The sequence below is a fragment of the Ochrobactrum sp. WV_118_8 genome, from assembly GCF_039631535.1.
GTDB classification, from domain to species: Bacteria; Pseudomonadota; Alphaproteobacteria; order Rhizobiales; family Rhizobiaceae; genus Brucella; species Brucella anthropi.
Genome location: NZ_JBDIUZ010000001.1, coordinates 1 through 12,591, shown reverse-complemented (window position 1 = coordinate 12,591; position 12,591 = coordinate 1). Strand labels below are relative to the sequence as shown.

The window sequence follows — 12,591 nt, the reverse complement described above, 5'->3', positions numbered from 1 at the left end:
CTCGGCTCACATCACTCGAAAGCGCCGTGGCAGTGCTTGTACTTCTTGCCGGAGCCGCATGGGCAAGCCTCGTTGCGGCTGACCTTACCCCATGTGCGCGGGTCGGCCGGATCGCGTTCGGCAGCAGGCACATTGCGTTCGTCATGCTGATGGTCGGACCAGCTCGCTTCGTCGAAATCGTTTTCGCCGGTGGTGCTGTCGATATGACGGCCGGTCATCGGCGGCAGTTCCGGTTCCGGCGGTGCTTCGCGAACGATCTCGACGCGCATCAGCTGCGAGATAACGACTTCGCGCAGGTTGGCAAGCATCGACTGGAACAGTTCGAACGCTTCGGTCTTGTATTCGTTCAGCGGATCGCGCTGAGCGTAACCGCGGAAACCGACGACCGAACGCAGATGGTCGAGATTGACCAGATGCTCACGCCAGAGATTGTCCAGCGACTGCATGATCACGGACTTTTCAACGTAAGTCATGATCTGCGGGCCGAAGCGTTCGGCCTTCTCGGCAGCAGCCTTGTCCGCGGCTTCCTTGATGCGGTTCTCGAACTCTTCTTCCGCGATGCCTTCTTCCTTGGCCCAATCCTCGACCGGCAGGTCGAGATTGAGCTTGGAGATGATGTCTTCCTTGAGGCCGGCAATATCCCACTTTTCCGCATAGGCGTCCTTGGGGATGCGCAGTGCGACCATGTCCTCGATGACCTCATGGCGCATTTCGCCAACGGTCTCGGTCAGGTCCTCTTCGTCCATCATTTCCAGACGCTGTTCGAAGATCACCTTGCGTTGATCGTTCATGACATCGTCGTATTTCAGAAGGTTCTTGCGGATTTCGAAGTTGCGGGCTTCGACCTTCTTCTGCGCCTTTTCAAGCGCCTTGTTGATCCACGGATGGACGATGGCTTCGTCTTCCTTGAGGCCGAGCTTCTGCAGCATGCTGTCCATGCGGTCGGAACCGAAAATGCGCATCAGATCGTCCTGCAACGACAGGAAGAACTTCGAACGGCCCGGATCGCCCTGACGGCCCGAACGACCGCGCAGCTGGTTGTCGATGCGACGGCTTTCGTGGCGCTCGGTGGCGAGAACGTAAAGTCCGCCTGCGGCCAGAGCCTTTTCCTTCAGCTGTGCAATGTCAGCCTTGATTTCCGCGATCTTGGCATCGCGCTCGGGACCTTCCGGTATATCGGAAAGTTCCTGACGAACGCGCATTTCCAGGTTGCCGCCAAGCTGAATGTCGGTACCACGACCAGCCATGTTGGTGGCGATGGTGACGGTTCCGGGCACACCGGCCTGTGCGATGATATAGGCTTCCTGCTCGTGGTAGCGAGCGTTCAGAACCTGGAATTCCTTGATACCTTCCTTGCGAAGGCGTTCGGCCAGCTGTTCTGATTTTTCGATCGAGGTCGTGCCGACGAGGATCGGCTGGCCCTTCTCGTGCGAGGCGCGGATATCGCGCACGATGGCGCGGTATTTTTCCTCGACGGAACGATAGACTTCGTCGTCTTCGTCGATGCGCTGGACCGGCAGATTGGTCGGAATCTCGAGCACTTCGAGGCCATAAATATTGCCGAATTCTTCCGCTTCCGTCGCAGCCGTACCGGTCATGCCCGACAGCTTGTTGTACATGCGGAAGTAGTTCTGGAAGGTGATCGAAGCCAGCGTCTGATTTTCCGGCTGGATGGTCACATGTTCCTTGGCTTCCAGCGCCTGGTGCAGGCCTTCCGAATAACGGCGGCCTGGCATCATGCGGCCGGTGAATTCGTCGATGATGACGATTTCGTCATTGCGGACGATATAATCCTTGTCGCGCTGAAAGAGCTTGTGCGCGCGAAGCGCATTGTTCAGGTGGTGCACGACCGCAACATTCTCGATGTCGTAGAGGCTTTCACCCTTGAGATGGCCTGCGGCTTCCAGAAGCTGCTCAACCTTCTCTGTGCCGACTTCGGTGAAGATTGCCGTCTTCTGTTTCTCGTCGATTTCAAAATCTTCCGGCTCAAGGGCTGGAATGAAGGTGTCGATGAGATTGTAGAAGTCCGAACGGTCTTCCAGCGGGCCGGAAATGATGAGCGGCGTGCGCGCTTCGTCGATGAGGATCGAGTCCACTTCATCAACGATGGCGTAATTGTGCGGGCGCTGCACCATCTGGGCGCGCTCATATTTCATGTTGTCGCGCAGATAGTCGAAGCCCAGCTCGTTGTTGGTGCCGTAGGTGATGTCGCAGGCATAGGCCGCACGGCGCTCATCGTCGTCGAGACCGTGCTTGATGACACCGACGGTCAGGCCGAGGAAGTTATAGAGCTTGCCCATGGTTTCGGCGTCGCGGGTGGCGAGGTAGTCGTTGACCGTCACCACGTGTACGCCCTTGCCCTCAAGCGCATTGAGGTAGACCGGTAGGGTCGCCATCAGCGTCTTGCCTTCACCGGTGCGCATTTCCGCGATGCCGCGTTCGTGCAGAACCATGCCGCCGATCAGCTGCACGTCGAACGGGCGCATACCGAGTACGCGCTTCGCAGCTTCACGTGCCGTAGCGAAAGCGTCGGGCAGAAGAGAGTCGAGCGTCTTGCCTTCAGCCAGCGCCGCACGAAATTCGGCGGTCTTGGCCTGCAATTGCTCATCGGTAAGATTTTCGTAATTCTTCTCGATAGCAGTAATTTGATTTGCCCGCTGGCGCAGGGTTTTAACGCGGCGGTCATTGGATGAACCGAATATCTTGCGGGCGAAACCGCCAAAGCTGACCATCACTGGTCCTTTCCTGTCCGTTCAGCCGGAAGCGCTTCCGGCAATGTCGAATGCTTTATTCACGCGTATTGAAACAATTGCAAGAAAACTGCGCTGCGAAAGCTGCCCGTTACGGCGCATTTCCGGCGCAATTCCCCCGCCCCTTACTGGACGTAAAGCCGAAGGACAGATAAGAGGGGCTTCGGGCGATGTCAACGTTGCTCCAGTGTGGTGGATTTGAAGTTCCTGTCATTTGCATGGCATCTGCGTTCATGAACTTCAAATCTGTAAACCGCACTCGATTCTATATATTGCTGGTGTGGCTTTGAATCCGAAATTCGTTAGCAACACTGTTCCAAAGTGATGCGAATTTCGGATTCGCCACATCATGGGCTGGAAAACCTTTCCTTTGTTGCAATATTGGGGAGATCCGGGCCAAATTCCGCCGCATTCATCGGGCCGGTAAGCGGCCACGAAGGAGAGAATTCCATATGAAAGCCATTCTGAAAGCCCCTTATCGCAAGGCTCTCGCTGTCGTCGGCATGTCTCTGGCGGCCTCGGTGGCGCTGGCAAGCTACTCAGGCGCCGCATTCGCACAGGATGCTGGAAAGCCTGCTGCCGCACCGGCTGCAGCCCCTGCAGAAAAGGAAGATCCGTCCAAGGTTCTGGCGACCGTCAACGGCAACGACATCACAGTCGGTGAAGTCGATCAGGCTGCAGGCGATCTCGATCCGCAGTTCTCGCGCCTTCCTGCAGAGCAGCGCCGTCTGGCTGCGCTTGCCGCCCTGATCGACATCAAGGCAATGGCTGGTGAAGCGGAAAAGGAAAAGCTCGATCAGTCCCAGGAATTCAAGGATCGCATGGAATTCCTGCGTGAACGCGCGCTCCATAACGAATATTTCAAGGACGCCGTTGTCGATAAGATCAGCGATGACGATGTACGTGCGCGCTACGACAAGGAAATCGCAGCCATGCCGCCGCAGGTGGAAGTGCGTGCTCGTCACATCCTCGTGAAGACCAAGGAAGAAGCCGAAGCCATCATCAAAAAGCTTGAAGGCGGTGCCAAGTTCGAGGACCTCGCCAAGGAAAGCTCAACCGACGGTACGGCAGCCAATGGTGGCGATCTCGGCTACTTCGCCGAAGGCCAGATGGTGCCGGAGTTCGAAAAGGCCGCCTTTGCGCTCAAGCCGGGTGAATACACCAAGGAGCCGGTCCAGACCCAGTTCGGCTTCCATGTGATCCAGCTCGAAGATCGTCGCACCAAGCAGCCACCGGCATTCGATCAGGTCAAGGACCAGATCCGTTCGATCATCATGCGCGAGCGTTATGTCGAAACCGTCAAGAAGCTGCGTGACGGTATGAAGATCGACTACAAGGATCCGGCTGTCGAGAAAGCCATGAAGGATGCCGCCGCTGCCCAGGAAGGCGCGGACAAGGATGACGGGCCGGAAGAAGCTGCTCCACAGCAGTAAAAACTGGTTTCAAATATCAACGCCCCGGCTTGCCGGGGCGTTTTTTATTCCGATCTTGCGTTTCCCGCTTGATTTTAAACCGCAAACCTTTCCAATGCGCGCGTCATATTTTGAATCCGAAATTCGCGTAACGCCGTTTGCTGGGCATCACGATTTTCGGGTTTCTACGAAACCGCATCCATCGAGGCACATATGTCCGCGTCTGTTTCTCCGCTCGCTCCCAAACACTACCCCACAATGCCGGTCGTCCATGGCGTGCGCATCGCCACCGCTGCTGCGGGGATCAAGTATAAGGGGCGAACGGATGTGATGTTGATGGTGTTCGACCGACCGGCTGAAGCCGCAGGTGTCTTTACACGTTCGCTCTGTCCATCGGCGCCAGTCGATTTTTGCCGCCGCAATCTCGTGTACGGAAAGGCCCGCGCGGTCGTCGTCAATTCCGGCAACGCCAATGCCTTTACCGGCGTCAAGGGGCGTGAAGCGACGGAAGCAACGGCTGAAGCTGCCGCCAAGGCGGTCGGGTGCGCCACAACGGATGTCTTTCTGGCGTCAACGGGCGTGATCGGCGAACCGCTCGATGCAAGCAAATTCGCGCATCTGCTCGGCGACATGAACAAGGATGCGGTCGAGGATTTCTGGACCGAAGCCGCCAAGGCGATCATGACCACCGATACCTATCCGAAGGTCGCGACCGAAACGGTACTGCTCGGTCAGGTGCCGGTCACGATCAACGGTATCGCCAAGGGCGCGGGCATGATCGCGCCGGATATGGCGACGATGCTTTCCTTCGTCGTTACCGATGCACCGATCAAGGCTGACGTGTTGCAGAGCCTGCTCTCCAAGGGCGTTGGCTCGACCTTCAATGCTGTGACGGTAGACAGCGACACTTCTACATCGGACACGCTGATGCTGTTCGCCACTGGTGCGGCGGCAGAGCGCGGTGCACCTGAAATCACTGATCCTGCCGACAAGCGCCTTGGCGAATTCAAGAAGGCGCTCGGCCGCCTCCTGAAATCGCTGGCGCTGCAGGTCGTGCGCGACGGTGAGGGCGCACGCAAGATGGTGGAAGTGGAAGTGACGGGCGCAAAATCTGCGGCTTCTGCCAAGAAGGTCGCGCTTTCCATCGCCAATTCGCCGCTGGTCAAGACGGCTGTTGCCGGTGAAGATGCCAATTGGGGCCGCGTGGTCATGGCCGTCGGCAAGGCTGGTGAACCTGCCGATCGTGACCTGCTCGCGATCTGGTTCGGCGATATTCGTGTTGCGCATCAAGGCGAGCGCGATCCGGCCTATTCGGAAGCAGCGACGTCCACCTATATGCAGGGCGAGGATATTCGCATTCGCGTCGATCTGGGGTTAGGCAAGGGCAAGGCAACTGTCTGGACCTGCGACCTCACAAAGGAATATGTCGCCATCAATGGCGATTACAGAAGTTGATCGAAGTAATGGAAAAGCCCAGCACCCCAAGTCTTGCCATCGTTCGCCAGCTTGAAGCCGTCGGCTTCCGTGCCTGGCCTGCCACGTCGGTTCACTATGACGGCACATGGGCGATACGCATGACTGCAGCGCATCCATCCCGGCGTCTCAACTCGATCAATCCGCTCGATCCCGGCGACACGCGCGATATTCCAACACGTGTGGAACTGGCGGCGCAGCGTTTTCGTGCCTATGGCCGTGTTCCCTGTTTCAGGCTTTCGCCGCTCGCACCGCGCGAGCTTGAGGATTATCTCGAAGGGCTTGGCTGGAAGCGCCGGGACGAAACCATCGTGATGACGGCGAATCTCGAGGAACTCGATTTGTCGGACGCCATCGACCAGATACCCCTGAAGGATATTGGGCGCTTCGTGGATGCTTCGCTTTCCATCCATGAAAGACCGGAGGATATGCGGCCCGGATTTTCCGAACTTCTTAATAGCGTTCGCCCGAACAAGGGCATGTTCGTGCTGGAGGAAGGTGGTCGCGCTGTATCCAACCTGCTGTGTGTGCAGGACGGTGTGATGGCGGGTCTGTTCGATGTCGGAACCCTGCGTGACGCAAGGCGCAAGGGGCATGGACATGCGATTGTCGGTTCTGCACTCAAATGGGCCGTAAAGCTCGGTGCAAAGACGGCATGGCTGCAGATCGAGGCGGACAACGTTGCTGGACTTGCTCTTTACGAGAGCTTCGGCTTTCGGGAAGCCTATCGCTATGCCTATCGGGAGAGCAACGAGAAATGACCGAGGTAAAGGGACGCCGCATTCTTCTGGTAGCTGCTTGCGCACTGGTGGATTCGGATGGCCGGGTTCTGCTGACGCAGCGCCCGGAAGGCAAGCAGCTGGCCGGGCTGTGGGAGTTTCCCGGTGGCAAAGTGGAACCGGGCGAAACGCCGGAAGAAACGCTGATCCGCGAATTGCAGGAAGAAGTCGGCATCACGACGAAAGCGGCCTGCCTTGCACCGCTGACTTTTGCGAGCCATACCTATGATGACTTCCACCTGCTGATGCCGCTCTATGTCTGCCGCCGTTATGAAGGTATCGCGCGGGGGCTCGAAGGGCAGGCGCTGAAATGGGTTCGTCCGAAGGATATGCGCGACTATCCGATGCCGCCAGCCGACGAACCGCTGATCCCGTTTCTGCTTGATCTGCTGTAGACCGGCCCCCTGTCCACAACCGTGGAAAAAGGTTGGCAATTTCTTACGATTCCACTGGCTGGTTAATCTATGATTCACTCCGTTGAGGCATTCTCGTTTGGGAGCTGCCCCGGAGTCTTGAAGCATGAGTTTCGACAACAATTATTTTAGCGCTGATCACAACGAATATACGGCCAAGCCGCTAACGAAGGCTGGTCGCGGAATCCTGCGCGTTGTGCTGTTGTTCGGCTCTGCCGTTGTCGCTCTGGCTCTCATCATTGTGCCGGTTCTCAACGATCAGGCAAACAAGGTTGCAGCCCAGTCAGTGCTCCCGGTCGGGATAGACCGCACCATGACCGGCTCGATCAAGCGCGATGCCAGCGCCCAGCCGCATGCAACAGGCCAGACGTATACAGTGCGCAAGAGCGTGCTTCAGCCGAGCCCCAATTCCGTCTGCATCATCGAGACAAACGGCAGCCACCACGGCGACTGTTAGCTGTCTTTCGCAGCCTTTTTTAGCGCTTCTGCCAGCGATGCTTTTGCAGAGCCCGGTTTCAATGGTTTTTGCTGCGATTCATGCGGCGCCCAGCCTGATAGCCAGATGACCGAGAAAGTGGCGCGGATGCGTCCATCCGGATCGGAGAACCGCTCGGCATAGATTTCAGCGGCCCGCAGGAAAAGGCGTTTCGAAACCGGCTTGCGGGAACGGTCACGGAGGATGTTCTGCATGCCCATGGCGCGCAGATCGGCCATCAGATTGAACAGCGAATCGTAGCGCACCGTGATGTTGTCGACGTCGGTTACGGGCAGGGCGAAACCTGCACGTTGCAGAAGGCCGCCCACATCGCGCACGTCCGGGAACGGGAAAATGCGCGGCGAGGCGCCGCCTGTCAGTTCGATTTCCGCCTGAAGAAGACTTTCGCGCAATTCACCGAGTGTTCCACTGCCGCTAAGGGCCGCCAGAAAAAGTCCGTCCGGCTTTAGGGCGCGAGCGATCTGCACCATCGTACCCGGTGTATCATTGGTCGCGTGAAGAGCCATTAGCGACACGATCAGATCGGTGCTGCCAGCTTTCAGCGGCAGCATTTCCTCGTCACCGGCAATAGCCGGGAAAGGACCTCGCAGGAAATCACTGTCGCGTTCGATGCGGACAATCAGGTCGGCTTTGCCAGACTGCGCGATGGCTGCTGCAGCTACGCCGGTATGGCCAGCGAGATCGACGGCGACGGGAAAACGCCGCTCCACAGCGTCAAGGCGGTCGGCGAGATCGTCGGCAATGCGCTGCAACAGGAAATCTGCGCCGGGTTCGGCGCGCGCAAAGGCGCGACGGCGAAACGAGAGCAGGAGATCGCGATCGAAAATCGCGCTATCATCGGTCGGCGCAGGCATGGAATCCGTCTTCTCTTTCGAGCAAGGTTCAGTACAATCGTTGCGGGGATAGATGCATTCGAATGGGGGCGAATGCAATGGCGGATGACGATAGAACGCATCAAACCTTTTTGCGCAGCGCGGGCGAAGGGCTTCGGCGGTTTGCCGGCAGGGCTTTTCGCTCCTCTGCGGACATGTTGTTTCCGCCGACATGTATCGGCTGCCGGGCGCATGTATCCGAACCGGGGACGCTGTGTCCGAAATGCTGGCCGGAGCTACGCTTTATAGAAAAGCCTTATTGCCCCGTGCTGGGCATTCCTTTCAGCCATGATTTCGGCGACAACTTCACGAGTGCTGAGGCGATTGCCGATCCGCCACCTTTCCGGCGTCTCCGGTCCGCCGTCCTGCATCGGGGCGCAGCGCAGCGCATGGCGGTTTCGCTCAAGTTTCACGACCGGACCGATCTGGCCCCGTGGATGGCGCGCTGGATGCAACGCGCGGGTCGCGAATTACTGGATGAATGCGAGGTCATTCTTCCGGTGCCTCTGCATCGCTGGCGGTTCTGGCAGCGGCGTTTCAACCAGTCGGCGGAACTTGCCCGTGCCCTGGCGAAACTGGAATCGAAACCCTTTGCGCCGCAAGGCGTGAAGCGTGTGCGTCGGACCGAACAGCAGATCGGCCTTGGTATCAAGGAGCGAAAGCGCAATGTGGACGGTGCGTTCCGCGTGCCGCAGGAACACGAGATTCATGTGCGCGGGCGACGGGTTCTGCTCATCGATGACGTCTATACGACCGGCGCGACGGTCAAGGCGGTAACGCGGGCATTGCTGCGTGGTGGCGCGAAAAGCGTGGATGTACTGACGTTCAGCCGCGTTCTACCGGATTGAGCCGGATAACCGGCTACACAGGCTCGTGAAAAGCGTCGGGGCTTCCAGATAACGTCTTTGCCGCTTATATAGTGGCCAAAACGATTGGAGTTTATGATGGTTGATGTAACGATCTACACGCGTGTCGGTTGCCCTTATTGCACCCGGGCCAAGGATCTTCTGACCCGCAAGGGCGTTGCGTATAATGAAATCGATGCAGGCGCATCGCCGGAACTGCGCGCCGAAATGCAGCAGCGTTCGGGCCGTAACACCTTCCCGCAGATATTCGTCGGCTCCGTTCATGTCGGCGGATGTGATGATCTTTTCGAGCTGGAAGATCAGGGAAAGCTGGATGGCCTGCTCAAGACTGGCGAACTGGTTTAGAATTCGATCGGACAGGGAGAGGTCGATGAGCATGTTCCGCGCAGCAGCCGTCCAGATGCGGTCTGGCACAGACGTGGCCCGCAATATTGAAGCCATGGAAAAACTGGTCGCGGAAGCGGCGGTCAAAGGTGCGCAATATGTGCAGACGCCGGAAGTGACCGGGATCATGCAGCGTGACCGGCCATTGCTCACACAGTCATTGCGCGATGAGGCCAACGATCCTGTCATGGCTGCCGCGGCGAAGCTCGCCTCGAAACACGGTATATTCCTTCATATAGGTTCGACCCTGATCAAGGGCGATGACGGAAGATCCTATAATCGCGGCGCGATCTTTGCACCGTCGGGCGAGAAGGTCTCGACCTACGATAAAATCCATATGTTCGATGTCGATCTCGACAATGGTGAGAGCTGGCGCGAATCGGATGCCTGTATTCCGGGCAAGGAAACTGTCGTTGTCGACCTGCCTTTCGCAAAGTTCGGCATGGCTGTCTGTTACGACATCCGCTTTCCGCAATTGTTCCGCGCTCAGGCTCTCGCCGGTGCCAATGTGATTACCGGTCCGGCCGCCTTCACGAAACAGACCGGAGAGGCCCACTGGCACATCTTGCAGCGTGCGCGTGCCATCGAAAATGGTGCATTCCTGATCTCTGCCGCACAGGGCGGTCTGCATGAGGACGGGCGCGAAACCTACGGTCATTCGATCATCGTCTCACCATGGGGCAAGATTCTCGCCGAAGCCGATCACGACGAGCCGGGCGTCATCCTGGCTGATATCGACGTGGCGGAAAGCGCTGCTGCACGCGGCAAGATACCGAACCTGAAGAATGCGCGGGAGTTCGATGTCCGGACTTTTTCGGCGAAGCAGAAAGAGGACGCGTAAATTCCATGATCCGCTTTTCGCTTCATTGCGATCAGGGCCATGAATTCGAGGGCTGGTTTCGCGACAATGCTGATTTCGACCGTCAGTCGGAAATGCAGCTTGTCGCTTGCCCCGTGTGCAATTCGCAAGCCGTTCAGAAGTCGCTGATGGCGCCGGCGGTCTCGACAAGCCGTGGCAAGGAAAAGATTGCCATGGCGCTGGGCGATACGCAAAAGCAGATATTGGACGAAATGCGGGAATTGAGCCGCAAGGTTCGCGAGAATGCGGATTATGTCGGCGACAAATTTGCCGAGGAAGCCCGGAAGATCCATTTCGGCGAGACCGAAACACGTGGTATCTACGGCGAAGCGTCGCGCGAGGATGTGCATTCGCTGCTCGAAGACGGTGTCGACGTTCTGCCGTTGCCGGTATTTCCAGAAGACAAGAACTGATTGCCGTACAGGAGACAAGGCGCATGAAACTGACGGATTCTGCGCCTTTTTTGCTGATCGCAACCGGCACCTTGCTGGGCCTCATCCTGCCACTCGGCAAGATCGCTGCGCAGGCTGGTATTCCGCCTGCCATCTGGACCTTTTTGTTCTCGGCGAGTGCCGGAATCATTCTGTTCGCTGTTCTTCTTCTGCAGGGGAAGAAGATCGGCTTTTCAGGCGGAAGACTGCGTTACTATATCTGTACCGCGCTTATCTCCTATGCCGTGCCCAATCTCCTCATTCTTTCCGCCATTCCACGCCTTGGCGCGGGGTTTACCGGCATCATGTACACGCTGTCGCCGGTCATCACGCTTGTTCTGTCGATGGGGTTCGGGTTGCGGCGTCCCAATGCACTTGGGATCGGCGGTATCGCTGCCGGGTTTATCGGTGCAGTGATGGTGGCAATGACGCGCGGCGAAGTGGGAAAACCTGCTGATCCATTGTGGATCGCCGCGGCATTGCTCATTCCGGTGTTTCTCGCCATCGGCAATGTCTATCGCACGCTCGACTGGCCGAAGAACTCCGATCCGACCGAGCTTGCTGCCGGAAGCCACCTCGCATCGGCACTGATGCTTTCTGCGGGGATACTCATATTCACCGGCCAGTTTCCGATCGAGACACTTGCATTCGCCCCATGGGCTGCATTGGCCCAGTCGATCGCATCGGCGGGCATGTTTGCCCTGTTCTTCCGGCTGCAGGCGGTTGGCGGGCCGGTCTATCTCAGCCAGATCGGCTATGTCGCAGCGGCACTGGGGCTTATTTCCGGAACGCTATTTCTCGGCGAACATTATCCACCGCTGACCTGGATCGGCGCGCTGGTCATCTGCGCAGGCGTTGCCATGACAACACGCGCACAAAGAGGTTGACCGTTTCGATCGGATTGAATCAGATTGGCGTTCTAACTGTCTATTTTACGCACATCTTGTCCGAAAACCGTTTCACCCTTTTCGGGATGTGCTTTGATCAGGCAGGCCGTTCGGCAAGCACCATATAGTTCACATCGGTGTCGCGGGAGCGGCTCCAGCTGTCGGCCAGCGGATTATAGGTCACACCAAGCTTGTCGATGAGGCGCAGGCCGCCTTTCGCAAGTGCAGCTTCCAGTTCATCCGGGCGGACCAGCTTTTCATATTGATGCGTGCCGCGCGGCAGCCAGCGCAGGACATATTCCGCGCCGATGATCGCCAGACCATAGGCTTTCAGCGTGCGATTGATCGTGGCGACGAACATCAGCCCGCCGGGCTTTACCATTTCGCTGGTGGCGGACATGAACAGGTCGACGTCTGAAACATGCTCGACCACTTCCATATTCAAAACCACGTCGAATTTCTCGCCAGCTTCAGCCAGCGCTTCTGCGGTCGTGGCGCGGTAGTCGACCTCGACGCTGCTTTGCGCAGCATGGATTTTCGCTACTTCGATATTTGTGGTGGAAGCATCCGCCCCGATGACGGTCGCGCCGAGGCGCGCCATCGGCTCGCAGAGAAGCCCGCCGCCGCAGCCGATATCGAGCAGGCGCAGGCCCTCGAAGGGGCGTGGCGCATTGGGATCACGGTTGAATTTGGCGCAGATCTTTTCCTTGATATAGGCAAGCCGCGTTGGATTGAACTTGTGCAAGGGACGGAACTTGCCCTGCGGATTCCACCATTCCGCGGCGATGCGCGAAAAATGCTCGATTTCCGAAGCGTCGATGGTGGTGCGGGCGGTCTCGGTCATTTCATTCTCCAGCGGCGGAAGCGTACAGTTCTGCTCTCAAGGTAGTACTCCAAAGTCAAGGAACAAATCAATTTCGCTCTCAAGCGGCCCGATACGAATCGCGGCCTTGCGGAAGCGCGGCATTT

General features: G+C 57.9%; 13 protein-coding genes. 10 read left to right on the top strand and 3 right to left on the bottom strand.

Annotation, left to right across the window (positions count from 1 at the left end):
* Nucleotides 1-11: 11 nt before the first annotated feature.
* The gene (secA, locus tag ABDF71_RS00065) at nucleotides 12-2,732 is read right to left on the bottom strand and encodes a preprotein translocase subunit SecA (RefSeq protein WP_010657508.1); all 2,721 of its coding nucleotides are present in this window, start codon (nucleotides 2,730-2,732) and stop codon (nucleotides 12-14) included.
* Nucleotides 2,733-3,202: 470 nt separating this feature from the next.
* Between secA and ABDF71_RS00060 the strand changes: the two genes are divergently transcribed.
* From ABDF71_RS00060 to ABDF71_RS00040, 5 genes are all read left to right on the top strand, one after another.
* Entirely contained in the window at nucleotides 3,203-4,183 is a 981-nt protein-coding gene (locus ABDF71_RS00060; protein ID WP_500060732.1) for a peptidylprolyl isomerase, read from the top strand.
* 192 nt (nucleotides 4,184-4,375) lie between these two features.
* Nucleotides 4,376-5,617, top strand: coding sequence for a bifunctional glutamate N-acetyltransferase/amino-acid acetyltransferase ArgJ (argJ, locus tag ABDF71_RS00055; protein WP_151616176.1), 1,242 nt, complete (start codon nucleotides 4,376-4,378; stop codon nucleotides 5,615-5,617).
* An 8-nt stretch (nucleotides 5,618-5,625) separates the two neighbouring features.
* Nucleotides 5,626-6,396 carry a GNAT family N-acetyltransferase gene (locus ABDF71_RS00050; protein ID WP_010657504.1) on the top strand — a complete coding sequence of 257 codons (771 nt, stop codon included), beginning with the start codon at nucleotides 5,626-5,628 and terminating at the stop codon, nucleotides 6,394-6,396.
* Nucleotides 6,393-6,809 carry an 8-oxo-dGTP diphosphatase MutT gene (mutT, locus tag ABDF71_RS00045; RefSeq protein ID WP_010657503.1) on the top strand — a complete coding sequence of 139 codons (417 nt, stop codon included), beginning with the start codon at nucleotides 6,393-6,395 and terminating at the stop codon, nucleotides 6,807-6,809. Before ABDF71_RS00050 ends, mutT begins: the two co-directional genes overlap by 4 nt.
* A 124-nt stretch (nucleotides 6,810-6,933) precedes the next feature.
* Entirely contained in the window at nucleotides 6,934-7,284 is a 351-nt protein-coding gene (locus ABDF71_RS00040) for a hypothetical protein (protein WP_010657502.1), read from the top strand.
* Here the strand turns inward: ABDF71_RS00040 and ABDF71_RS00035 are convergent.
* Nucleotides 7,281-8,177: a methyltransferase domain-containing protein gene (locus tag ABDF71_RS00035; RefSeq protein ID WP_010657501.1), complete on the bottom strand. Its 897-nt coding sequence runs from the start codon at nucleotides 8,175-8,177 to the stop codon at nucleotides 7,281-7,283. The genes ABDF71_RS00040 and ABDF71_RS00035 overlap by 4 nt on opposite strands.
* Before the next feature lie 77 nt (nucleotides 8,178-8,254).
* On the opposite strand from ABDF71_RS00035, the gene ABDF71_RS00030 reads away from it, so the two are divergent.
* The 5 genes from ABDF71_RS00030 (at nucleotide 8,255) to ABDF71_RS00010 (ending at nucleotide 11,622) form a co-directional block, all read left to right on the top strand.
* The gene (locus ABDF71_RS00030) at nucleotides 8,255-9,043 is read left to right on the top strand and encodes a ComF family protein (RefSeq protein ID WP_010657500.1); all 789 of its coding nucleotides are present in this window, start codon (nucleotides 8,255-8,257) and stop codon (nucleotides 9,041-9,043) included.
* 96 nt (nucleotides 9,044-9,139) lie between these two features.
* Nucleotides 9,140-9,406 (top strand): glutaredoxin 3, encoded by a 267-nt coding sequence (grxC, locus tag ABDF71_RS00025; protein WP_029929749.1) that lies wholly within the window; start codon nucleotides 9,140-9,142, stop codon nucleotides 9,404-9,406.
* 25 nt (nucleotides 9,407-9,431) lie between these two features.
* On the top strand, nucleotides 9,432-10,286 hold the full coding sequence (locus ABDF71_RS00020; RefSeq protein ID WP_433760964.1) for a carbon-nitrogen hydrolase family protein: 855 nt from the start codon (nucleotides 9,432-9,434) through the stop codon (nucleotides 10,284-10,286).
* Nucleotides 10,287-10,291: 5 nt separating this feature from the next.
* Nucleotides 10,292-10,717: a DUF1178 family protein gene (locus tag ABDF71_RS00015; protein ID WP_264358788.1), complete on the top strand. Its 426-nt coding sequence runs from the start codon at nucleotides 10,292-10,294 to the stop codon at nucleotides 10,715-10,717.
* A 23-nt stretch (nucleotides 10,718-10,740) separates the two neighbouring features.
* Nucleotides 10,741-11,622, top strand: a complete 882-nt coding sequence (locus ABDF71_RS00010; RefSeq protein WP_029929753.1) for a DMT family transporter — start codon at nucleotides 10,741-10,743, stop codon at nucleotides 11,620-11,622.
* 97 nt (nucleotides 11,623-11,719) lie between these two features.
* On the opposite strand, the gene ubiG is transcribed toward ABDF71_RS00010, so the two are convergent.
* The gene (gene ubiG, locus ABDF71_RS00005; protein ID WP_500060726.1) at nucleotides 11,720-12,466 is read right to left on the bottom strand and encodes a bifunctional 2-polyprenyl-6-hydroxyphenol methylase/3-demethylubiquinol 3-O-methyltransferase UbiG; all 747 of its coding nucleotides are present in this window, start codon (nucleotides 12,464-12,466) and stop codon (nucleotides 11,720-11,722) included.
* Nucleotides 12,467-12,591 lie beyond the last annotated feature (125 nt).

Excerpts from the sequence above, each read along its gene's own strand:
- ABDF71_RS00040 (WP_010657502.1), top strand. The coding sequence starts at position 6,934 with ATGAGTTTCGACAACAATTATTTTAGCGCTGATCACAACGAATATACG.
- ABDF71_RS00020 (WP_433760964.1), top strand. The coding sequence starts at position 9,432 with ATGAGCATGTTCCGCGCAGCAGCCGTCCAGATGCGGTCTGGCACAGAC.
- ABDF71_RS00015 (WP_264358788.1), top strand. The coding sequence starts at position 10,292 with ATGATCCGCTTTTCGCTTCATTGCGATCAGGGCCATGAATTCGAGGGC.
- argJ (WP_151616176.1), top strand. The coding sequence starts at position 4,376 with ATGTCCGCGTCTGTTTCTCCGCTCGCTCCCAAACACTACCCCACAATG.
- ABDF71_RS00060 (WP_500060732.1), top strand. The coding sequence starts at position 3,203 with ATGAAAGCCATTCTGAAAGCCCCTTATCGCAAGGCTCTCGCTGTCGTC.
- secA (WP_010657508.1), bottom strand. The coding sequence starts at position 2,732 with ATGGTCAGCTTTGGCGGTTTCGCCCGCAAGATATTCGGTTCATCCAAT.
- ABDF71_RS00030 (WP_010657500.1), top strand. The coding sequence starts at position 8,255 with ATGGCGGATGACGATAGAACGCATCAAACCTTTTTGCGCAGCGCGGGC.
- ABDF71_RS00035 (WP_010657501.1), bottom strand. The coding sequence starts at position 8,177 with ATGCCTGCGCCGACCGATGATAGCGCGATTTTCGATCGCGATCTCCTG.
- ABDF71_RS00010 (WP_029929753.1), top strand. The coding sequence starts at position 10,741 with ATGAAACTGACGGATTCTGCGCCTTTTTTGCTGATCGCAACCGGCACC.
- ubiG (WP_500060726.1), bottom strand. The coding sequence starts at position 12,466 with ATGACCGAGACCGCCCGCACCACCATCGACGCTTCGGAAATCGAGCAT.
- ABDF71_RS00050 (WP_010657504.1), top strand. The coding sequence starts at position 5,626 with ATGGAAAAGCCCAGCACCCCAAGTCTTGCCATCGTTCGCCAGCTTGAA.
- grxC (WP_029929749.1), top strand. The coding sequence starts at position 9,140 with ATGGTTGATGTAACGATCTACACGCGTGTCGGTTGCCCTTATTGCACC.
- mutT (WP_010657503.1), top strand. The coding sequence starts at position 6,393 with ATGACCGAGGTAAAGGGACGCCGCATTCTTCTGGTAGCTGCTTGCGCA.